This window comes from Atopomonas hussainii, from assembly GCF_900109735.1.
GTDB classification, from domain to species: domain Bacteria; phylum Pseudomonadota; class Gammaproteobacteria; order Pseudomonadales; family Pseudomonadaceae; genus Atopomonas; species Atopomonas hussainii.
In genome coordinates, this window is record NZ_FOAS01000006.1 from 186022 (window position 1) to 208686 (window position 22665).

A 22665-nucleotide genomic window follows, 5' to 3' on the forward strand; every position below is an offset into this window, starting at 1 on the left:
GGGGCTTTTTATTGCCTGAGCGTATTCAGGAGGCGTACAGATAGCCTTCCACATCAAAGCCTGCATCACGCATTTGCGCCAACTTGTAGCGCAAGGTACGCGGGCTGATACCGAGCTTTTCTGCGGTTTCTTTGCGCTTACCGCGCTCGGCACGCAAGGTGTCGATAATTAATTGGTACTCGCGCTGACGCAGATCGTCCTCTAACGCACCGCCTTCGCTGGTATCAGGCGTCGAAGGCATAGTCTGTGGCACCGCCAAGTTTGAGCTAGGCACCGCCATCAGCGGCGCCATGCCAATCGGGCTCGATAGACACAAGTCTTGCGGCTGAATCTGCCCGCCCTGCTGCAGAATCAACGCCCGCTGAATGGCGTTATCCAGCTCGCGCACATTACCCGGCCACGCATGGGCCATCAGCGCTTGTCGGGCAGCTGGGGAAAACTGCACAGGCGGCTGGTTCATTTTCTTCGCGTGTTTTTGCAGCAAGCGCTCGGCCAGCGGCACGATGTCCGCAGCACGTTCGCGCAGCGGCCGCCAACCGATAGGGAAGACTGACAAGCGATAGTACAAGTCCTCACGGAAGCGCCCTGCGCGCACCTCTTCGGCTAAGTCGCGGTTGGTGGTCGCCAGCACCCGAATATCTAACGGCAGCGGCTTACGCCCACCCACACGCTCGACCTCTCGCTCTTGCAGCACGCGCAGCAACTTGGCCTGCAAGGCCATGGGCATTTCGGAGATTTCATCGAGCAAAATCGTACCGCCATCGGCCAACTCGAACTTCCCCGGCGATGCGGCAATAGCGCCGGTAAAAGCGCCTTTTTCGTGACCAAACAAGGTGGCTTCCAGCATGTTGTCCGGTATCGCCGCGCAGTTAATCGCCACAAACGGCGCATTGGCACGCGGCGATTGCTGGTGAATGTAGCGTGCCAAAACTTCTTTACCGGTACCCGACTCCCCCGAGATCAGCACGGTAGAGTCGCTCTGCGCCACACGCTGCGCCAACTGCAATAGCTGTTGACTGGCAGGGTCACACGCCACAGGGCCGTTGTCGGCACTGACCTGCAAACGCCCCGTCGTATGCTCTGCCACCACATCCAGCAGGGCTTTAGGCTCAAAGGGTTTCACCAAATAGTCTGCTGCCCCTTGGCGCATGGCCTCTACTGCTCTGTCTACTGCACCGTAAGCCGTCATCAGCACCATAGGCAGCTGCGGATACTGCGCACGCACGTGCTCGAGCAGCGCATGGCCATCCATACCCGGCATGTTCACATCACTAACAATCAAGCTGTACGGCGCTTCTTTTAGCGCCAATAGCGCATCCTCGGCACTGCCGACGGCATCGAAGGCGTAACCGCCGATCTCCAGCGTGTCGCTCAAGGCTTCGCGCAGGGCGCGGTCATCTTCAACTAACAACACCTTGCTCATGCGCATGCCTCCAGATTCTGCGTGCTATCGAGCAGCGGCAGGATGATTTCCATACAAGTACCCAAGCCTTCACGCGACCAGACTTTGAATTGCCCGTGGTGCGCGCGCACCACCGCCTTAACTACCGCCACGCCAAGCCCTGTGCCTGTGGCTTTACTGGTGAAGAAGGGCTCGCCAAGACGCTTTAGCGTGGCGGCCGACATACCCGGGCCGTTATCGGTAATACGCAGGCACAGCTGCGTATCGCGCACCAGCAAGCTGATCTTCAGCTGCGCCTGCTTGCCGCCGGCTTGCAAGCTGTTTTCCAAGAGATTGAGCACCGCACCGTTTAAGGTGTCGCGGTTACACTGCAAACGCGCCTTGGGCGCCCGACAGCGCCAGCGCACGGGCACATCAAGCAGCAATGGCTCGGCGGTTTGCTTGAGACTAATAAACCAATCGTTAACCGTTAAGCTGTCGGCCAACGGCAGGTCGCCACGAGCAAACACCAGCATGTCGCGCACTTGGTGCTCCAGCTCATGCAGGCGCTGCTTAAGCTTGCCGGCAAAACGTTGTTGCTGCTCGTGACTGAGCTGTTGTTCGGTCAGGTGACTGGCGTAGAGCATGGCGCTCGACAACGGTGTGCGCACTTGATGCGCCAGCGAGGCGACCATACGGCCCAGTGCCGAGAGCCGCTCATGGCGCGCCAACTCGTCTTGCAGGCGGCGCGTTTCGGTTAAGTCATTGAGCAGAATCAGCTGCCCCGGCTCACCATGCAGCGCGCGGATGGCCAACGACACACGCCGACCATCGCGCAGCGATACTTCGTGGCCATCATCGGCACGCGGGGCAAAATCGCGGCGAATCACTTCTCGCCAGAGCATGCCTTCCAGCGGCTTGCCCAGCAGTTGCCGGGCGGCGGGGTTGGCTTCACGCACTACACCGCGCACGTCCAAGACAATCACCGCACCGGGCAATAAATCCAGCAGGCTTTGCAGGCGATTGGCAAGGCGCTCTTTCTCGGCCAACTCTTGCATGCGCTGCGCACTGACCAAGGCCAACTGGCCTTTCAGCTCGCTGACGCGCTCTTCAAGTACGCGGTAAGAGTCGCTGAGTTGCGCCGACATCTGATTAAACAGCGCGAAGGCTTGCTCAAGCTTGGCGCGATCCGGTTCACCATGGCTGGTTAACAGGGTTTCGCTAGCGGCAGATTGGGGCTGTGGCGTTACAGCATTCATGGCAACCTCTCGTCACAGAACCGTCGGTACAGTTCGTTACTAAGAGGTCTTCAGCAAAGACCATGCCTGATTTAATTTTCCTTTTAAATCAGGCAATTACAGGAATACAACGAGGGTACGCGTCAATCTTCCGGCTGATCGTCGCGACGGCTCATGCCGTACTTACGCATTTTTTCCACTAAGGTTGTGCGACGCACGCGCAAGCGCTCGGCGGCTCGCGCCACCACGCCTTCGGCATCATCCAGCGCCTGCTGGATTAGCGTCTGCTCAAGGCCGGCCAAGTACTCTTTCAAGTCCAAGCCTTCTTCCGGCAAGACTGCCGGTGAGCTGACACTGGTCTGCCCCGGCGCAGCGAGCATGCTGCGCGCTTCTAAGTCTTCGCGCAGGGTCTCGACCAGACGCTCACTTTCATCATCCACATGACGAAACTTCGGCGGCAACTCAGCCACGCCAATCACCCCATAGGGGTGCATGATCGCCAAACGCTCCACCAAGTTGGCCAGCTCGCGTACGTTGCCCGGCCATTCATGGCGACACAGAGACATGATCGCCGCCGAGTTAAAGCGAATTGAGCCACGCTTTTCTTGCTCAAGGCGGGTGACCAGCTCATGCAGCAGCACGGGAATGTCTTCACTGCGCTCGCGCAGCGGCGGCATATCGATGGGGAACACGTTTAAGCGGTAGAACAAATCTTCACGGAAGCTGCCTTCGGCAATCATTTGCTCAAGGTTTTTATGCGTGGCGGCAATAATGCGCACATCGACTTGCTGGGTTTTATTGCTGCCGACCTTCTCGAAAGTGCGCTCTTGCAGCACACGCAGCAGCTTGACCTGCATGGGCAGCGGCATATCGCCGATTTCATCGAGGAACAGCGTACCGCCATTGGCCAGCTCAAAACGCCCAGTGCGGCTGCTGATAGCGCCGGTAAAAGCGCCTTTCTCGTGGCCGAACAGTTCGCTTTCTAACAGCTCGGCAGGAATAGCGCCGCAGTTAACCGGCACAAACGGGCCATCGCGGCGGCTTGAGTGGTAATGCAGATTGCGCGCGACCACCTCTTTACCGGTGCCGGACTCACCCAGAATCAGCACGCTGGCTTCGGTGTCTGCCACTTGCTGCATCATCTGCCGCACGTGCTGCACTTGGCGACTGGTGCCCACCAAGCTGCGGAAGAGGTTGAGTTCACGCTGTCGACCGCGCTCACGCGCTTGGTCGTACATTTCGCGGTACACCTGCGCACGGTGCAGGGCGTCGAGCAAAGGGTTGTAATGCAGCGGGCTGCCGAGCGTACCTAGCACGCGCTGCCGCTCATCATCGTGCCACTCGTTATGGCCATGATCTTCTAACAGCAGCACCGGCAAAAAGGCGTCCCACGCCCCTAAGATTTTCGCCAGCTCGGTAGCGCCGCCTTTGCTGTCCACTTGGCCCAGCACTACACACAGCGCATCGCGGCTACTGGCTAAGCTGTCGGCTTGCTTGCGCCAATCGGCGCTGCTGCAGCTTAAGTAATTCTCGTCAAGAAAATCCAAAATGACGGCCAAGCCACTGCGGCGCGCCGCGTCATCATCAATCAATAAAATCTTGGTTTCACGCCACATAGATTTTTCTTATTCCTAATGGGAATGCCGATGAAAGCAAACCAGACTTCCCCAAAAAACATCGGCCTACGGCTGTAGTTAAGCCAATAGGCCGGCGCGAGTCAATTTAATGGCGTTGATTTTTGTAAAGAGAGGGTTCAACCGAACAGTTGATAAACCTGAGCGCCCTTTTGCGCGCGCTTGAGTTGATTTAACTCGGCGGCAATTTCCTGCTGCTGTTGCTGGCAGGCGCTGATCAGGTCGCGATAAACACCAAGCATTTGTTCGAGGGTGCCGCGCAGTGCTTCAGCATCACGCGCGTCGTCCTCCATGGCTTGGTCAATCTGCTCGCGGCACAGGCTATCCAGCTGGGCAACGGTCAACCAATCTTGCTGACCAAGGGCCAAGCTGAGCGCTTCGCCGGTTGTCTTAAGTGCCTGTTGGGCCTGATTCATAACCACCTCAGTGCTCGATACCGTCCCAGCCTTCTTTGATTTCACGCAGCAAACTCACGGCTTCATCCAGCGGTGCGAGCTGATTATTGCGTGTTACATCCAGTAAACGCTGGGCAATGTAGTCGTAGAGTGAATCTAAATTGCTGGCGATTTCACCGCCTTGTTCAAAGTCTAATGACTCACGCAGAGCCATAACAATCGCAATGGTCTTGCCGAGCATTTCGCCTTTCAGAGCCAACTGCTCACGCTCAATAGCACCGCGTGCTTTGGCCAAGCGATCCAAGGCACCCTCAAGCAGCATTTGAATCAAGCGGTGCGGGCTGGCCTCAACCACCTGCGCGCCGGTATTCACATTTTGGTATTGGCGCAGCGCTGACATGGCATTCATAGCAACTCCCGAACAGGTTAGCGGTGTGTTTCGCTGTTACCTCTGTATCGGCAATGGCTCGAGTATCTTTATGTTTTTATTCGCCAGAAGTGGCCGGCTCGACCTGCGGGGCAATGGCATCCCACGCTTCGTTTAAGTTTTTCAGCAAGGCCTCAACTTCATCCAGCGAGCGCGGCGTATCGTCCAGCGCTACGCGGGATAACTTGCGAGTCATATAGTCATAAAGACTGTCGAGGTTCTCGGCAATATCGCCGCCTAGGTCTTTATCTAGGCTTGCCTGCAACACACCCAAAATCGTGATGGTGGTGCCCACCGCCAAACCGCGTTCGGCAGCATCGCCCTGTGCCTGCGCCGCCCGCGCGCGCTGCACACGCTCAAGCGCACCTTGTAATAGCATCTGCACGGCACGATAAGGGGTAACTTCCAGCTGGGTGTTGACCTGCCGGTAGGTGTCGATGGGCTTGCTCATAAATAATCCTTAGGACTTAACAGAGCCAGGCAGGCTAGCTAATTGCTGAGTAAGGCGCTCACTGGTTTTTTGCAGCTGAGCAACCAAGGTATCCATCGCCGTAAAGCGCGCGACCAAACGCTCTTCAACTTTGGCCATGCGCAAATTCAAGGACTCGCGTTGCTTATCGACACTCTTAATCGTGCCCTGCAGGCTATCGAGACGTTGCTGAATAATGCCGGTGGTATCGGTATAGGGCTTCACGCGATTTTCTAGACGCGTCATTAGGCCGGTATCGCCGGTGAAAAAGTTGCTCAAAGTACCGAAATTATCCGCGACAGCCTTGCCCAGCTTGTCACTATCGACTTTGAGGGTGCCATCTTTCTGCGCGCTGATGCCTAACTCTGCCAAAACCTGAATACCTTCCAAGCCACTGGCAGAGACCAATTCGGCGCGCACGCCAGAGATAAGATTGCGCGCAGTAGCGTCGCCAGCCAAGGGCCCCACGACGGGGTTACTTCCACTCACAGGAACAATAGAGGTTAATTGATTCGCCGTTCCGAGCAGCTTGTTATAAGCCGTTACAAACTTATTGATCTCAGAAACAATCGCACTGGTGCCCTGCTCCACCTTCACAGTGACGGCTGATGTGGTGGTGTTAGCTAAGGTGAAGGTTACATCCGATACCGCATTAGCCACGCTATTGGTGGCACTCTCCATAGCAAGGCCATCAAGCGTGAACTGAGCATTCTTAGCTTGCGTGATATAACCCGCCGCACCGCCGGTTTGGGCGATGGAAGCGTCCACGTTCAAGAGCGTTAAGCTATTACTGGCTACGCCGCCAGTATCCGCACCCACTACGTTCAGATCACGCCCATCGCCACTCTTATCTGAACTCAGCACTAAACGTGTCTGACCTGTGGCGGGATCGTTGATCAAATTGGCGCTGATGCCCTGATCGGCAAATTGACTGTTGATGTTGTCACGAATGGTTTGCAGGGTATCGCCGTCAGCAACATCTAGAACAAAGGACTCGGTGCCACCTTGGCCGTCACCGCGGGTCAAAGTTAACGTGCCGGCCTGAAAGTCAGCCGTAGAGCCTCCAGCAATCACCTGTGTAGAGACTTTGCTGGTGCTCGCCAAACGGCTTACTTGTAAAGAGTAACTGCCCGTCGAAGCGGTATTACCGGCAGTCGCCGATACAGCGGCTTTATCGCTGCTGGTGGTGGAGCGCTGATTAAACGTTTCGGTTTTTTTTAACGTTGCCAGCGCAGAGCTAAAGTCGCTAACCGCGCTTTTTAACTGACCCAAACCGGTGAACTTAGTGGTTGTGGCCTTCTCTAAACGCGCCAGCTGGGCTTCTTTGGGGGCTTTTTCAGCGTTGACGAGGGCCTGGACCAGCGCGGCCGTATCAATGCCGGAGCCAATTCCTGAGATACCTGCCATAACCCACCTCGTCAAAAAAGCATCAGTGCATTTGCTATAGCCACCTTACAATCAAGTGCCATGCCAACTCACACCGATGATTCAGGCTTTCGCCTCAAACAAAACGCTACCCGCACTGTTTAAGTTTTCAGCTAAGGCCAGCGCTTCTTCCGAAGGTATCTGGCGCACCAAGTCACCGGACTCAGAGTCAATTACCTTCACCACAATGCGCCCAGACGTGTCATCAACACTGAAGTTGATGTTACGGCGCACCGATTGCACGAAATCGCTAATACTTTCGACTGCTTTTTCAACCTGCTCACGGGACGCTTCGCTGGCCTTTTCCGTTTTAGCGGAAGACGGCTCAGAAGCCTCGACGTTAGCCGCCTGAGGCAGTTGGTTATCGGTGGGCTTGAGCGTAACCACTTGCGCCTTAGCTTGTCCGGCACTCGAGTTTTGCAGATTACCGATGTCCATTTGCATCACCTCTATAGGCTAAACGGGAGGAAGGCTATCCCTTCCCCCCGTGACTCACCATTATGAGCCTATCACTTCAGTTTAGCGCAGCAGACTCAGAACAGCCTGCGGCAACTGGTTGGCCTGCGCCAAGATCGCGGTACCGGCCTGCTGCAGGATCTGGTTCTTGGTCAGCTCAGAGGTTTCTGCGGCGAAGTCGGTATCTTTGATCCGGCTACGGGCTGCTGCAGCGTTCTCTGAGATGTTCTGCAGGTTAGAGATGGTGTTATCGAAGCGGTTCTGCACCGCACCGAGCTCGGCACGCGAGGCGTCGATGAAGGTCAGCGCTTGGTCGAGTACATCCAAGGCTTTCTGCGCACCGATCGCCGTGGTGATGTTCACATCACTGACTTTCTGCAGAGCAGCCACGTTCACGCTGTTAGCGGTAGTACCGTCAACGGTGGCCGTGCTGGCCGAGGTAGTGAACGACTTAGAGCTATTGAGCTTCACCGCACCAATCGAGCGCACCGAGTCGTTTTCGCCCAAGGTGCCTGTAGAGGCAGTCAGCGCATTTTCACCGGTGTAGTCGTAGGCGGTTACCGTGAAGTCACCTGCACCAGCGGAGCGGAAGTTGGTGATTACCACGTCATCACCTGCCTCGTTGACCAACTTGATGTTGGAGCCGTCAACGGTAGCCGTGATGCCGGTTTTACCCACTTCGGCGTTGATCGCGCCAACCAATTCCTTCAGGTCGCCATTGGCCACTGTGGCACGAATGGTGGTTGCGCTGCCTGAGTTGGCACCTTCAAGGTTGAAGGCATAGGTGTCGTTCTCGATCGAAGACAACTGCACAACGGTACGTGCGTCAGCCGACACGCCGGTGGTGCCAGTGTTGTTGTTGATCGTGGTAGCGACTGATTTTGCCGAGCCAGAAACCGCGAAGGTAGCCGACTTAAGGCCGTTAACAGTCAGGTTACCGGTTACTGCGTTAGCCGGGGCGGCAACACTTGGGTCGGTTGCACCGTCAGCACCAGTCGAAACGGCCAGACCACCCAACTGGTTAGCTGAGGCAGCACCCGTAGTGCCGTTATTCAGGTCACGCGAATAGGAGCCGATAGCGTCCGCGCGGAAGTTGCCCAAGGTCACGTTGATGGTTTCAAACGCGTTGGCACCAACCTGGAACTGCTGGGAGCCAAAGGTACCGTCGAGCACTTTACGACCACCGAAGCTGGTGGTGTCAGCAATACGGTTCAGCTCGCTTTGCAGCTGAGTGACTTCTTCTTGCAGAGCGCGGCGTTCAGTCGCGGAGTTCGAGCCGTTGGCCGATTGCAGGGAAAGGTCACGCATACGCTGCAGCAAGTTAGTGGACTGCTGCAAGGCACCTTCAGCGGTTTGCGCCAGAGAGATACCGTCGTTGGCGTTACGCACAGCCACATTCAGGCCGCTAACCTGCGAAGACAGACGGTTGGAAATTTGCAGACCAGCCGCATCGTCTTTTGCACTGTTAATGCGAAAACCAGTCGACAAGCGCTGCAAGGAAGTATCAAGAGCCTTCGACGACCCATTCAGGTTACGCTGGGTGTTGAGTGAGGCTACGTTGGTGTTAACTGTCAGGCCCATGGTGAATTCCTCCAAAGGACGTGGCTGATTGCCTTAATGTGCGATCTCTAGCCTTGCACACTGGCAACCATTGAGTTCGCATTCAGTGTTTGTATCGGCGCTCGCCACAGAACCTTTAGAAAAAATTGCTTGATTTTTTTACAAACGCAGAATCAAGCACTTAGCCATGTTTCTTGATAGTTAGCCTTGGCAATAGAGGTAGCCTTCAGGGGCTACGGTGAGCAAAAGCTTGTCCTCCAGTGCTCGGTCGACGCGAAAACGCTGCCCTGCCTCGCTGGCCAAAAACTCGCGCACCGCGGTTTTCGGGTTATTGCCAGGCCCCCAGGGGCGGTCAGGAAAGAAATCCGCCGGCATATCTTCAACCACAGTATCGAACACCACGCAATAACTGCCCGGCTTGACCAAATCACTGTATAGCTGAAGTTCGGCCAACACGTGCTCGTGGGTGTGATTGGAGTCGAGGATCAACAACACCCGCTCGGCGTGACTGGCGCGTTCGCGGACTTGGGCAACGATATCCTCGCCAATCGACGAGCCTTGCAGCATTTCGATACGTCCGGGTGTCAGCGGATGTGCCTCGATTGCCGCGCGATTGTGCGCGCGGATATCAATGTCTATCCCCAGCACCTGCCGCGGCGTAGTCCGCCCTTCGCACAAATCCAGCAAAGCCAACAGTGAGGCATTAAGAATCAACGAGCCGCCGTGCGCGATGCCGGTTTCGATAATCAAATCCGGCTTGACCTGCCAGACCAGCTCCTGCAAGGCCATCACATCTTGCGGATACTGGATGATCGGCCGGCCCAGCCAAGTAAAGTTGTAGGAGTACTTGTGCCGGCAGGTATGCACCAGCCAATCCACGGTTTTGGCCTTTAGGGCGAGGTCTTGCCCGGCCTGCGCGGCATTGGCTGCACACTCCTCACGAAAGGTCTGGTGCAGCGTTTGATCGCTGTTGTCAGTCATGCAAAGACTCCTCAAGACAAGGCCGCTGCCCAATGCAGCGGGCCGGATTACCCACCATCACTTGGCCAGAGGCAACATCGCTGGTGACTACCGCGCCGGCGCCAATCACCGCCCAAGCGCCTATCGACAGGCGCGGCAGAACAACGCAGCTGGCCCCCAAGAACACCCCTTCAGCCACCGTCACCTTGCCGCACAGATTGGCGCCGGGGGCGACAAAACAAGAATCGCCGAGGCTGGTTTCATGATTAACGATGGCCCCGGCGCTAACACTGACATTGCATCCCAGCTGCACCGCGCTTTGCAGCAGCGCGCCTTGCTGAATGTAGCTACCTAGGCCTAGGGCCACCTCCAGCTGATTCACCTCGGGGTGGATAAACTGCCCGAGCGTGCCGCCAGCCTGCAGAATTTGCCGGGTCACGGTGTGCCGCGTGGCGCAGTCACGGGTGATCACATTGACGAATCGTGCGCCTTGGGCGGCGAGCGCCGGCACTGCGTTTAAGCCGCCGAGCAGAGCAAAACCATGAAAACTGCCCTGCTGCTTGGCCGGGTCGTTATCCAGAAAGCCCAACACCGGCTCGCCGCTGGCCGCTTGCCAAGCCCGCGCGAGACGAGCCACCTCGGGATTATTGGCACCGAACAGGACCAGCCCGCTCATCGTTTGAGGCCCTGTAGCACAGCAGCGATTACTCGATCCTGTTCGGCTTCAGTCAACTCGTGATAACTGGGTAAGTTCAGCCCGCGCAGGGCCAAACCGGCGGCTTGCGGGTTGCTCGCTTGCGGCGTAGCGGCGAATACTGGGGTGCGGCTTAACGGCTGAAATACCAGCCGCGCATCCACACCGGCCTCGGCTAGGCTGTGCAGCACAGTATCCCGCGCGCCTGGGCAATCCTCAGGCAGCATCAGGGTGGGCATCCAATAGCTGTTTAGCGTGTCGGGCGGCTCGGGGTTCATCTGCGCGCCGTCAATCACCGGCAAAAGCGCCCGGGCGTAATAAGCAAAAATTGCCCGCTTGCGCGCCAGCAGTTCGTCCAGACGCTCTAGCTGGGCACAGCCCAGTGCCGCCTGAATATTCGACATCTTGTATTTATGCCCCAGCTCCGCCGGCCAGAACTGGCGCAACTCGCCGGCGGCGCGGCCGTGGTTGTTCAGCTGCTCAACCCGCGTGCGCAATGCCGTGCTGTTGGTCACCAGCATGCCGCCTTCGCCGGTGGTCATCAGCTTAGTGCCATGAAACGAGAACACCGCCAGATCGCCCCAAGCGCCTGCACCGCGGCCTTGGTAGCGTGAACCCAGGGCCTCGGCGGCATCTTCGATCAACGCCAAGCCATGCGCTGTAGCCAGCGCGCGCAGCTCGGCCAGCGCCGCCAAGTTGCCGTACAAGTGCACGGCAATAATCGCTTTGGTACGCGGGGTGATCGCCCGCGCCACGGCCGCCGGATCAAGACACCAAGAATCCGGTAGCACATCCACCAGCACTGCTTGAGCCCCGACATAGCAGACCGGCGCTGCGGAGGCGATCCAGTTCATGTCGGCGAGAATCACCTCATCCCCCGGACCAATATCCAGGGCACGCAGGCCTAAATGCAGCGCGCCGGTGCAGCTAGAGGTAGCCACCGCGTGGGCCACGCCCAAACGGGCGGCAAACTCGCGTTCAAACCGCTGGATATAGGCGTAACACTGCTCGCCCCAGCCGTTAGCCACGGCATCGTTAACATAAGCGCGCTCCAGCTCACCAATGCTCGGTTTGGTGTAGTAGATCTTGCTCATAGACACCTCAATTGCGGCACCGCCACCCACAGGCGCGCCCCCCAACGTTGGGTATCGGCCAACAGTTCGGTTAATTCAGCCTGCAAGTTCCACGGCAGCAACAAAATATCGCTGGGCTGCTCGGCCCAGATGCGCTCTGGGGCCACGATGGGAATACGGCTACCGGGCAGGTACTGCCCCTGTTTATGCGGGTTGGCATCGGCCACCCAAGCGAGCAGATCGCTGCGCACCCCGGCATAGTTGAGCAAGGTATTGCCCTTGGCCGCCGCGCCATAACCCACCACGCGACGCCCGGCCTGCTTGGCGTCGAGCAAAAAACGCAGCAAGGCGTGTTTGATCTGCTCGGCCGCCGGGGCCAAGCTGGCGTAATAAGCGGGCGTGGTTACCCCCGCGGCCTGTTCTTCATGCAGCACGCTAGCCACCGTCGGCTGCACAGGCTGCGCGCCGTTTTGCCGCTGCACGTAGATACGCAGCGAGCCACCATGGGTCGGCAAGCGCTCGACATCGAACAGCTGCAAGCCATTGCGCTGCAACAAGCCCTGCACGGCGGTGAGCGACAAATAGGAATAATGCTCGTGGTAGAGGGTGTCGAATTGCGCCTGCGCCATCAGCGCCAGCAAGTGCGGAAACTCGAAGGTCGCCACCCCCGTGGGCTTGAGCAGCACGGCAAAGCCCTGGAGGAAATCGTTGATGTCCGGTACATGGGCCAGCACGTTATTGGCAGCCATCAGATCCGCTTGCCAGCCGCGCTCGGCCAACTGCTGCGCGCTGGCCCGGCCAAAGAACAGCTCCTCGATCTGCAAGCCCTTACTGCGCGCCGCTTGCGCGGTGCTGGTGGTGGGCTCCACACCTAGACAGGGAATGCCGCGCGCCTGCACGTATTGCAGCAGATAACCGTCGTTAGCGGCGACCTCCACCACCTTGCTCTGCGCATTCAAGGCAAAGCGCTGCACCATAGCCGCCACATAAGCCTCGGCATGCGCCAGCCAAGAACGGGAGTAGGAGCTGAAATAGGCATAGTCATCGGCAAACAGGCTGTCGGCGGCACGGTAATCTTCGGTCTGCACCAACCAGCACTGCTCACAGACCAGCACTCGCAGCGGTAGCCAAGTCTCGCTGGCATCCAATTGGCTGGCCTTGAGATAAGCATTGGACGGCGGCGCGGTGCCTAAATCGATCAACGGCAAGGTGAGCGCACTGGCGCAAGCACGGCACTTCATAGCGCAACCCCCGCGAAGCTGGCATCGATAAACGGGTGCTGCTGGTCACGCGCCGATAACTGAGCGATAGGCAACGGCCAAGCGATTGCCAGACGCGGGTCATGTACTGACAGCGCGCCTTCGTGCGCTGGGCTGTAATCAGCGCTGTGCAGATATAAAAGCTCGGCATCGTCACTCAAGGCTTGAAAGCCGTGCGCCAAACCCGGTGCCAGCAGCAAGCTACGGCCATCGCCCGCGCAGAGGCGCTCTGCATGCCAATGCAAGAAGGTCGGCGAGCCGGCACGCACGTCCACGGCCACATCCCACACTTCGCCGCGTAGGCAGGTAATCAGCTTGTATTCAGCCTGCGGCGGCACTTGATAATGCAGGCCGCGCACTGCGCCGCGCTGGCGCGTCACGGAATGATTGATTTGCCGGATACTCATCGCCACCCCGGCGCTGGCCAAGCTGGCCTGACAGAAAAGTCGGGCAAAGCCGCCACGCTCATCGCTGTGCCGCGCATGCTGTAGCTGCCACAAGCCCTTCAGCGGCAAGGCATGCAGGCTCAATTCGGACATGCGGCCTCCCGATAGGCAGCCAATTGCGTCAGACACACGGCGCGCACATCCTCGCCACCTTGCCACGCTTGGTGCCACGCCATAGTGGCTTGCAGGCATTGACTTAACGACCAGCGCGGCTGCCAACCCAACAAGCGGTGCGCTCGGGTACTGTCTAGGCGCAGCAGGCCTGCCTCGTGTAAATCGCTAGGCTGCTGCTGTACCCCGGGGCACGCCGGCCAAGCCTGCGCAAGTTGGCTGACCACCTCGCCAACCGGGCGCATATCTTGCTCGGCGGGGCCAAAATTCCAGGCCCCGGCTAACGCTGGGCCTTCGTTGTACAAGCGCTCGGCGAGCAGTAAGTAGCCCGCCAGTGGCTCTAAAACGTGCTGCCACGGGCGCACCGCCTGAGGATGGCGCAGCACCACCGGCTGGCCCGCCTGCCAGGCCGCCAAGCAATCGGGTATCAGGCGGTCACGAGCAAAGTCGCCACCACCGAGCACATTGCCGGCCCGCGCGGTGGCCAACGCTAGGCCGTGCTCGCCATAACGCGCCGGGTTAAAAAACGAGGCAGCGTAAGACTGCGCCAGCAGCTCGCAGCAAGCCTTGCTGCTGCTGTAAGGGTCGTGACCGCCCAAGGGCTCATCTTCGCGGTAGGGCCAGAGCCACTCGCGATTGGCGTACACCTTGTCGGTAGTCACCAACACTAAACTGCGCACCCCGCCCTGCTGGCGTACCGCCTCCAGCACATGCAAGGTGCCGTTGAGGTTGCTGGTGTAGGTGCCGATGGGGTCGCGGTAACTGTCACGCACTAAGGGCTGCGCGGCCAAATGCAGCACCAGCTGCGGCTGTACCTCGGCAAACACTGCTTGCAGGCGTGGTAAGTCGCGCAGATCACCGCCATGGTGATGCACATCACCCGCCACCTTGGCCAGTTCATACAGGCTCGGCTGGGTAGGCGGCGGCAAGGCATAGCCATGCACCTCGGCGCCCAACTGCTGTAGCCATAGGCTCAGCCAGCTGCCCTTGAAGCCAGTGTGCCCGGTGAGCAGGACGCGCTTGCCCTGCCAAAAAGCATTGTTCATGCCCACACCTTCCACGGTGCCTGTCCGGACTTCCACAACTGGTCGAGGTAATTCTTATCGCGCAGGGTGTCCATCGCGTGCCAAAAGCCGGTGTGCTCGTAGGCGCGTAGCTGCTGCTCTTTGGCTAAGCGCACCAGCGGCTCGGCTTCCCATGCGGTGGCGTCGTCACCGATATAACCCAGCACCTTGGGCGATAACACGAAGAAGCCACCATTGATCCAGCCACCGTCGCCACGCGGTTTTTCGATAAAGCCACTGACGCTATCACCATCGCGCATCAAGGCGCCATAGCGGCCCGGCGGTTGTACGGCGGTCACTGTGGCTAAACAACCATGCTCACGGTGAAAGGCCACAAGGCCTGCGATATCAATATCGGCAACGCCGTCTCCGTAGGTGAAGCAAAAGGCTTCTTCGTCTTTCACGTACTCCGCGACCCGTCGCAGACGCCCGCCGGTCATGCTGTCGGCGCCGGTATCGACCAAAGTAACGCGCCACGGCTCGCTGTAGTTCTGATGCACTTCCATGCTGTTGTTGCGCATGTCGAAGGTCACGTCAGAGGTGTGCAGAAAATAGTTGGCGAAGAAATCTTTGATCGCATAGCCCTTGTAACCTAGGCAGATCACGAAATCTTGAATGCCATGCGCCGAGTACAACTTCATGATGTGCCAGAGAATCGGCATACTGCCGATCTCGATCATTGGCTTAGGTTTTAAATGCGACTCTTCGCTGATTCGCGTGCCTAAACCACCGGCCAAAATCACCGCTTTCATGCGCTGCCCTCCTCGGCGTTGACCTCGCAAAAACGCTGCCACATCTGTTGATAGGCACTCTCAAACTTGGCGGTGAACGCGGCGCCATTACACAACAGCGACGCCTGCATCTCTTGCCGCAGACTGCCGTGCAAGTCCCCCAATGCTGTGGTGTCGCCGGCCAGACGTTCGGCAATCGCCAGATATTCCTCAGGCGTATCGGCAATCCACTCATCGCGCCCCAAACCATGCAGGATGGTCGCGCCCATGCGCCCCATGGTCGGCCGGTGCCGCAAGGTGACAAACGGCAAGCCCTGCCACAGCGACTCAAACAGGGTGGTGCCCGAGTTATGCGGAAAGCAATCTAGGATGATGTCGATATCTTGCATGGCCACATAGGCCGGGCTGGAATAGCCAAACAACAAGCGCTCGCGGGCCACGCCGCGCTCGGTGAAGAAGGCGGCAAAGCGCTCAGCCACCTCTGGGTCTGCCAGCGTTTTGGTATTTAGCGCCAAACGTGATTCCGGCACCCGCTGTAACAGCTTGGCCCACAGACCGAGGTCGTGCTTGTTCAGGCGAATGGTGCGCGACAGGCAACCGAAGGTGACATAGCCATTGCGCTTAAAGGGCGACTGCTCAGCCAGCGGCCAGTCGTTGCCTTGGTAGCAAAACAGGGGGCTGTCGACGAACCAAGGCTGTTCGGCAATCGCGTCTTCATAACCCTCAGGCAGGAACTGCCGGTCGCACATCAGGTAGTCGATCTGCGTCAGGCCGGTGGTGTAGCCATAACCCATCCACGACAGCTGCACCGGCGCTGGTTTCAGCGCGAAGGTATGCAGGCGATTACCGGCGGTATGCCCGGCCAAGTCGACGAGGATATCGATGCCATCGGCGCGAATCCGCTCGGCCAACTGCTCATGGGATAACCCCGGCGCATGGCACCAGTGATCCACCATGCCCTTGAACACCTCGGTGATGTCATCGGGAAAGCGCACATCCGAATAGGCATAGATCTCGAAACGCTGGTGATCGTGATGACGCAGCAAGGGGTCGATAAAGTAGCGGCAGGCATGCCGGCGAAAATCTGGCGAGACGTAACCAATCTTCAGCCGACGGCTCGGTGAGCGCGGGTTGGCATACGCCTGATACCGCGCCGGTGGATACACAGGCTCAACCGCTCGCCGGTAGCCGGCCAACACCTGACGATGATCCAGATCGGGGCTGTAGTTAAGCGTAAACAGATAATTACTGTAAAAACCGCCCGGCTCACCCAAGTGGCTTTCCAGAATCTCCAACGCCTGCTCAATACGCAGGGTTGACGAGTACAAACCTGCCAGATTAATCAACGGGCCGCTTTGCTGCTCTGCCTCGGCCAAGCTCAAGGCCTGATTGAAATGCCGTTCAGCTTCCTCACACTGGTCCAGATGCACGCACGCTAGACCCAACACATTGTAGGTATAGCTGTTTGCCTCTAACGCCAGCGCGGCTTCGGCATAGCGCTTTGCCAAAGCCGGTGCGCTGGCCTGAATGTGCTGACTGGCCAACTCCAACCAGCCACCGGCGTGCTCCGGCTGCAGCGCAATGGCCCGTTGCAAGCAGCCTTCGGCATCCACATGACGGGTCGCTAGGCCGTACACCAAACCCAGATTGCGCCACGCCGAGGCGGTGTCCTGCTTGAGCTGCAAGATCCGCAAGAAACACTGCTCTGCCTTATCCAGCAGCCCTTGGCTGCGGTAGCACACGCCCAAGTTATTCAGGTAGTCGGTATTGCTGATATCGCGCTCAACCGCCTGCTCGAAGCACTGCGTGGCTTCAGCCAAGTCGTGCCGATACGTCAGCAACAAGGTGCCCAAGTTGTACCAAGCCGCTGCCTGCCGTGGATCGCGCTGTAAGGCCTGACGAAATACCTGCTCAGCCTCGGCCAAGCGTTCGGCTTGCGCATAGAAACCGCCCACCGCCAACGCCACTTCAGGCTCTTGTGGGCAGTCCAGCAACAGCTGTTGATAACACTTTTCGGCGCGTTCTGTGTCGTGCTGCGCATACCACACCGCCTCGGCTAGGCGCACGGCCACATGGCTGGCATCGGCCTGCTGAGCACGCTGTAACAAGCGTTCAGCATGGTTCAGCTGCTGCTCTTCAAGGCTGAGCACCACTGCTGCGGCAAGGCACTCGGGATCACGTTCTTGCGCGGCCAACGGCAGCCACAGCTGTTGCGCCTCATCACGCAAGCCCAGGTAAAAGGTCGCCAAAAAATAGGCGCGCTGGCCCTGCGCATCACGATCACGGGGATTGGCCAGCAGCTCACGCACCTGCTGCCACGCTTTGTTAGCCACCGCGTCGTTAACCGCTTGGGTTAGATTTTGCGCCGGCGTCTGCGCCTCGGCACCAGCAGCCACCGCCGTTTGCATGCGCTCGACCGCCGCCAGGCTTTGCTGAATCTCCGCCACTTGCGGTGCTAGCGCCTGTGCTTGGCGCAAAGCCTGCTCGGCGGCAGGCCAGTCGGCCAGCTGAATCTGCGCCTTGGCTAAGTTGAACCAGGCCTGCGCATCTTGCTGATTAGCGTCGACACAGGCCTGCCAGCAACTGCGCGCAGTAAAACTATCGCGCACAGCCAAGGCAGCCTCACCGAGCATGGCCTGTAACTGCAACTGTTCAGGCTGTTCGTGCAATACCCACTGACAACAAGCGCGCACACGGGTGTAGTCGCCTTCCTTGAAAGCCTGTTCGGCTTGGGAAGTTAAAAAGCCGCACATCCACTCGCGGATCATGCCTTCTCCGTCAATTTCTTGTTACTGACAGAGTAGATGCACTAACTAGGCCAAGCGACTAAAAATTATCTGAGGACATCAAACAAGCTCAGGCTGCTGATGCGCACAAAGCTTTGCTGCGAGGCCTGCAAAATGATCTCTTGGTAAGACAAGCGCGACAGCGCATCGGCATAGTCGAGATCACGCAAATCAGACTGCACGCCTTGGTTGATGAGGGTGACGTCTTGATTAAAAAACTCGGTGGACTCCACCACATTCAGCCGCGCACCAATCTCACCACGCCCCTCAAGCACTTTGCTGTAGACGTTATCGACATTGGTGATGGCGACCGCCACCGCATCACGCACGGCCAGATTGCCCGCCGGATTATCTTGGGCGTTTTCCAGCGCAACGCGCAGGTCGTACACCGTATTGAGCAAGCTGCGCTTTTCTAAAGTGGGGTTGCGATTGATCGTGAAGCTATCCCCGGCAACCGGCACCCCATCAAACTGCACCCGCACGCCACCGTAACGAATCGTATCCGACTCATTGGGATTGTCATCCAATTGCCCCACCTGTAACACGTTGGCATCCGGCAGGGTTGGCGGCAAACCAGAAAGCGGCGGGTTAGCCTGATCGTAAATCACATAGTCACGGTCGCTGGTGAAGTAAACCGCCATGCCATCGGTGGCAGCCGGCGGGTTACTGCGTGGGAAAACGCTGTCGTAGGCAATTTTATCTTCAACAATACCCAGCGAAATGCGGCCGGCGCCGGTGTTTGCCCCTGCTGCTGCCGTGGTCACCCGGTTGGCGTTAAAGCTGTTCTCAAACAACACCTTGCCGTTGTCGTTAATCGGCACAAAGGTGCTACTGGCAATTTGGATTTCGCGCTGCCCTTCATCGCCCTGATACAGGTAGGGGCCGGCAGAGTTAGTGCCATCAAAAAAGAACGGCTCGGTTTTGCCCAAGTTACCGGCAAACAAATACTCGCCACGCGCATTGCGGCTATTGAGCAGGTTCAGCAACTCTTCTTCACGCTCGCGCAACTCTTTGGCCAGCGCCGCTTTATCGGTACGGTCTTGCGCACCATTGCCTGCCTGTACGGCAATTTCGCGCACCCGCTGCATCACGTTGTCGATGGAAGTAAGGATGCTTTCTTCTTGGGTCAGGCTATTATTTGCCGCGGTCAGATTGGCTTGAAACTGGTCATACAGCGACTTCTCTTGCTCTAACTGCAGCAAGCGTGCGGCGGCGACCGGGTCGTCGGCGGGGGTCAGGATGCGTTTGCCGGTGCTGATCTGCTCTTGCGAGCGGGTGAGATCGGCGTAGTTACGCTGCAAGCCTGAGATGGCGTTGTTAAAGGCCTGAACCGTGGAGATACGCATAGCGGGCCTCGTTACCTAAAGGTGCCAATAAGGGTATCGAACGTTGAGCGGGCAACTTGAATCAACTGCGCCGCCGCTTGGTAATACTGTTGGAACTGCACTAAGTTGGCGGCCTCTTCATCGAGGTTCACCGCCGACAGCGAGTCGCGGTTATCCGCCGCTTGCTTAAGGATGATCTGGCTCGCCTCGTTATTAATGCGCGCCTGACTGGTGAGCGTACCCACGCGCTCGACCAAATCGCCGTAACCATCGGTAAAACTTGCCCCAGTGGTATTCGGCGCTAACGGATCAACCCCAATGGTGGCTTTGGATTGCAAACCCACCAACTCAAGACCATTTAAGTTATTCGACACACCATTGGCGTTGAAGTTAAGGCGGAAGGTATCCGCCGTTTGCGGCACGCCGCTTAGGGTGAATTCAAAGGTGTAGGTGCCGTCGCTCACCGTCAGAGTATTGGTCTGCCCGGGAGTAATGGTGGTGGTCGCACCGCCGGGCACAAAGCCCGCGCCGGAGCCAGAGCCGGCTAAGGTCAGCTGATTGGTGCCGGCATCAAAGGTTAGGTTGATGCCGCCAGTGCCAAAGAAGCCGGCCGCGCCGGTTAATTGGCTGATCACAATCGGGCTAGGGCCACTGGTGAGTTTGACCGGGCCCAGCGTGCCATTGCCGCTATTGGTGATGGTTGCCTCACCTTTGCCGGGGCCGGCAAAGGCCAACTGATCGGCTTGATCGAGCTGCCGCGCAATGTCGGTGGCACCGCGCCGAGTGGGCTGCAAAGTGAACTGATCGCCGACGTTAAAGGTGCCACTTTGCAGGTTAAGGCTCACGCCATCAAAGGTGATGCTACCGGGTATCGCCGGCAAGGCACCGCTGGACACCGCCGACTGATCGCTCAGACGGCGCACGGTGTAACCCGTGGCAGTCACTTCGAATTCGTAATCACTGAGGGTCAGCTGGCTGGAGTCCGTGATGGTCAGATTCAGCTGGCCGGTGCCGGTGTTAGCCGGTTGCGCCAGCACCCGCAAGCGCGCCGCCAGTGGGTCATTCACGCTACGAAATAGCTCGGCACCCGGCTGACCGCGCAGGTCGATGCCCTGCCCCAGCTGATCATTCACCCGGTCGGCAATGGCAATCGAAAGCCGCCCGAGGCTGTTGTAGGTTTCATCCAACACTTCGGCACGGAATTGCAGCAGGCCGCCGATTTCCCCGCCCGAGCCGGTCAGCAGTGAGGTGACATCTTGCGTACTGGCGCCGGAAATAAAGTTAACGTTGAACTTGCTCGGGTCTTCGCGGCTGGGTGTCGCGCTGAGCTTGGCGGCGGTGGTGCCGACCACTAACGGCTGGCCGGAACCGACGAAGATATTCATCGCGCCGTCGTCTTGCTCCACAGCATTGATGCCGACCAACTGCGACAGCTGACGCATGACTTCTTCGCGGGCGTCGAGCAAGTCATTGGGCTCTTTACCGTTGGCTTTGGCCAAGGCAATGGCATCGTTGTACTGGGCAATGCTCTCGGCAAAGCGGTTGACCTTGTCGGTCACGGCCACTAACTGCTGATTGACGAAGCTGTTTTGCTTATCCAGCTGCTCGTACACGGTATTAAAGCGCTTGGCCAAGCCTTGCGCCTCGGACAGCAGCAGCTGGCGCCCGGCGACTGAGCCGGGGTCTTCGGCGGCCACTTGCACGGCGGAGAAAAATTTCTGCAAGCCGGGAGTGATGCCGGTTTGACTGTTAGCCAGCAGCGAGTCGATCTGTTCGATTTGGCTGCGATAGTTGGCCAGCTGGCTGTCTAGGCTGGTGGCGCTGCGCAGCTGGCTGACTAATAACTCAGAGGCAATCCGGCGGATATTCGCCGTGCTTACCCCTGAGCCCACGTAACCGGCGCCGGAGAACTGCGGCAAGCGCGTGGCGTTTTGTGTTTCTTGGCGAGAAAACCCAGGCGTGCTGACGTTGGCGATGTTATGACCGGTCACCGTCAGAGAGTTTTTGCTGGCTGCCAAGCCTGACAAGCCGATATTGAGTAAGTCCGCCATGGTTTAGTCCTCAACCGGCCGGCGTGTTGCCAGTGGCAGCAGCGATCTGGGTGTAAGTCTGCATCTGCCGGGCGATTTGAGAGATCTTGCGCGCGTACTGCGGGTCGGTGGCGTAGCCGGCCTTTTGCAGTTCGCGTGCGTAGACATCACCGTTATCGGCCAGGCTCAGCGCTTCTTGATAGCGCGGATTGCTCTTTAGAAAGCTCACGTAGTCGTTAAAGCTGTCGGCGTAGCTGTCGTAGGCGCGGAACTGCGCTACTTGCCGCTCGCGCTTACCGCCAACGAACTCGGTGGTCACCACCCGCGCCGAATCGCCTTCCCAACTGTTGTGGGTTTTGATGCCGAACAGGTTATGGCTGCTCTTGCCTTCGCCAGTGCGGATCATGTGTTTGCCCCAGCCGGTTTCTAGCGCCGCTTGGGCGACTAAGAAGCGCGCCTCGACACCCAGCTCCTGCGCGGCTTGCTCGGCCATCGGCAGCATGTGCTGAACGAAATCTTGCGGCGAACTAAACGCCGACTTACTCGGCGCCAACGGCGGCTGGGCCAGGCGACGACCTTGGAAAATATCGCTCGAGCTGAGCGCTGGCTCTTTTGGCGCGGCAAAGGCTTGTGCGGCATTGGGGTTAGTTGCCGCAGCATCGGCGGCTTGTTCTGGCGGCACAATGCCGGCCAACAAGCGATCGGTCAGTTTGCCCGGCAAGCTCAAGCGGCGCTGATTAAGCAAACCCGAGTCATCGCGGCCGCTTTCTGGCATAGCCACCAGTTTCTTGCGGCTAAGGTTTTTGCCGCTATCGGCCACCGCTTCGGGGGCAGTGCCGCTGGCCATCTGCGGGAACGGATTAGCGCGCTTCACGCCTTCTTGCAGCTGGCTCATCTGCCGCACCAGCACATCGGCCAAGCCAATACCGGGCTTTTGCGCCAGCGACACCGACAGCTGCTGGTCGTACATGTCTTGGTAAAACTTGGTTTCTTTGCTGTTGAGGTAGTTGTCTTCGCTAAAGACTTCGTTGGCCTTACGCATAGCCTTCATCATTTCGTTGACGAACAGCGACTCGAACTCACGCGCCACGCGGGTGATGTTCTCCAGCGAGTTTTTGCCGTCGCCGACCTTGAGCTTATTAAGCCGGTTGAGGTCGGTGTAGCTGGCGTTCACGTCGTAGTCGATGCTCATAACAAGTAC

General features: G+C 58.3%; 20 protein-coding genes. All 20 read right to left on the reverse strand.

What is annotated here, in order from left to right; genetic code table 11:
- Nucleotides 1–25: 25 nt before the first annotated feature.
- Entirely contained in the window at nt 26–1423 is a 1398-nt protein-coding gene (locus BMX80_RS07650; RefSeq protein ID WP_074866974.1) for a sigma-54-dependent transcriptional regulator, read from the reverse strand.
- Nucleotides 1420–2640, reverse strand: coding sequence for a sensor histidine kinase (locus tag BMX80_RS07655; RefSeq protein WP_074866976.1), 1221 nt, complete (start codon nt 2638–2640; stop codon nt 1420–1422). The genes BMX80_RS07650 and BMX80_RS07655 overlap by 4 nt, the downstream gene beginning before the upstream one ends.
- A 122-nt stretch (nt 2641–2762) precedes the next feature.
- Nucleotides 2763–4235, reverse strand: coding sequence for a sigma-54 dependent transcriptional regulator (locus BMX80_RS07660; protein WP_074866977.1), 1473 nt, complete (start codon nt 4233–4235; stop codon nt 2763–2765).
- Nucleotides 4236–4372: 137 nt separating this feature from the next.
- A complete protein-coding gene (fliT, locus tag BMX80_RS07665) occupies nt 4373–4669 on the reverse strand; it encodes a flagellar protein FliT (RefSeq protein ID WP_074866980.1) in 297 nt (98 codons plus the stop codon).
- Between the two features lie 7 nt (nt 4670–4676).
- Nucleotides 4677–5057, reverse strand: a complete 381-nt coding sequence (fliS, locus tag BMX80_RS07670) for a flagellar export chaperone FliS (protein WP_071870418.1) — start codon at nt 5055–5057, stop codon at nt 4677–4679.
- Nucleotides 5058–5133: 76 nt separating this feature from the next.
- Nucleotides 5134–5526 carry a flagellar export chaperone FliS gene (gene fliS, locus BMX80_RS07675; RefSeq protein WP_071870419.1) on the reverse strand — a complete coding sequence of 131 codons (393 nt, stop codon included), beginning with the start codon at nt 5524–5526 and terminating at the stop codon, nt 5134–5136.
- 9 nt (nt 5527–5535) lie between these two features.
- Nucleotides 5536–6951 (reverse strand): flagellar filament capping protein FliD, encoded by a 1416-nt coding sequence (gene fliD, locus BMX80_RS07680; protein ID WP_074866983.1) that lies wholly within the window; start codon nt 6949–6951, stop codon nt 5536–5538.
- A gap of 81 nt (nt 6952–7032) precedes the next feature.
- The gene (locus BMX80_RS07685; protein ID WP_074866984.1) at nt 7033–7407 is read right to left on the reverse strand and encodes a flagellar protein FlaG; all 375 of its coding nucleotides are present in this window, start codon (nt 7405–7407) and stop codon (nt 7033–7035) included.
- 81 nt (nt 7408–7488) lie between these two features.
- Nucleotides 7489–9006, reverse strand: coding sequence for a flagellin (locus BMX80_RS07690; RefSeq protein WP_074866986.1), 1518 nt, complete (start codon nt 9004–9006; stop codon nt 7489–7491).
- 180 nt (nt 9007–9186) lie between these two features.
- Entirely contained in the window at nt 9187–9966 is a 780-nt protein-coding gene (locus tag BMX80_RS07695; protein WP_074866988.1) for a cephalosporin hydroxylase family protein, read from the reverse strand.
- Nucleotides 9959–10621 (reverse strand): LbetaH domain-containing protein, encoded by a 663-nt coding sequence (locus BMX80_RS07700; protein WP_074866989.1) that lies wholly within the window; start codon nt 10619–10621, stop codon nt 9959–9961. Before BMX80_RS07700 ends, BMX80_RS07695 begins: the two co-directional genes overlap by 8 nt.
- Nucleotides 10618–11733: a DegT/DnrJ/EryC1/StrS family aminotransferase gene (locus tag BMX80_RS07705; RefSeq protein ID WP_074866990.1), complete on the reverse strand. Its 1116-nt coding sequence runs from the start codon at nt 11731–11733 to the stop codon at nt 10618–10620. Before BMX80_RS07705 ends, BMX80_RS07700 begins: the two co-directional genes overlap by 4 nt.
- Nucleotides 11730–12953: a class I SAM-dependent methyltransferase gene (locus BMX80_RS07710; protein WP_074866992.1), complete on the reverse strand. Its 1224-nt coding sequence runs from the start codon at nt 12951–12953 to the stop codon at nt 11730–11732. The genes BMX80_RS07705 and BMX80_RS07710 overlap by 4 nt, the downstream gene beginning before the upstream one ends.
- Nucleotides 12950–13510: a dTDP-4-dehydrorhamnose 3,5-epimerase family protein gene (locus tag BMX80_RS07715; RefSeq protein WP_074866994.1), complete on the reverse strand. Its 561-nt coding sequence runs from the start codon at nt 13508–13510 to the stop codon at nt 12950–12952. The genes BMX80_RS07710 and BMX80_RS07715 overlap by 4 nt, the downstream gene beginning before the upstream one ends.
- Nucleotides 13498–14589, reverse strand: coding sequence for a CDP-glucose 4,6-dehydratase (rfbG, locus tag BMX80_RS07720; protein WP_074866996.1), 1092 nt, complete (start codon nt 14587–14589; stop codon nt 13498–13500). The genes BMX80_RS07715 and rfbG overlap by 13 nt, the downstream gene beginning before the upstream one ends.
- Nucleotides 14571–15344, reverse strand: coding sequence for a glucose-1-phosphate cytidylyltransferase (gene rfbF, locus BMX80_RS07725; RefSeq protein ID WP_074866999.1), 774 nt, complete (start codon nt 15342–15344; stop codon nt 14571–14573). The genes rfbG and rfbF overlap by 19 nt, the downstream gene beginning before the upstream one ends.
- Nucleotides 15341–18091 (reverse strand): tetratricopeptide repeat protein, encoded by a 2751-nt coding sequence (locus tag BMX80_RS07730; protein ID WP_074867001.1) that lies wholly within the window; start codon nt 18089–18091, stop codon nt 15341–15343. The genes rfbF and BMX80_RS07730 overlap by 4 nt, the downstream gene beginning before the upstream one ends.
- Nucleotides 18092–18156: 65 nt before the next feature.
- Nucleotides 18157–19455, reverse strand: coding sequence for a flagellar hook-associated protein FlgL (flgL, locus tag BMX80_RS07735; protein WP_074867003.1), 1299 nt, complete (start codon nt 19453–19455; stop codon nt 18157–18159).
- Between the two features lie 11 nt (nt 19456–19466).
- Nucleotides 19467–21485: a flagellar hook-associated protein FlgK gene (gene flgK / locus BMX80_RS07740; RefSeq protein ID WP_074867005.1), complete on the reverse strand. Its 2019-nt coding sequence runs from the start codon at nt 21483–21485 to the stop codon at nt 19467–19469.
- Between the two features lie 10 nt (nt 21486–21495).
- A complete protein-coding gene (gene flgJ / locus BMX80_RS07745) occupies nt 21496–22656 on the reverse strand; it encodes a flagellar assembly peptidoglycan hydrolase FlgJ (protein WP_074867007.1) in 1161 nt (386 codons plus the stop codon).
- Nucleotides 22657–22665: the final 9 nt, after the last annotated feature.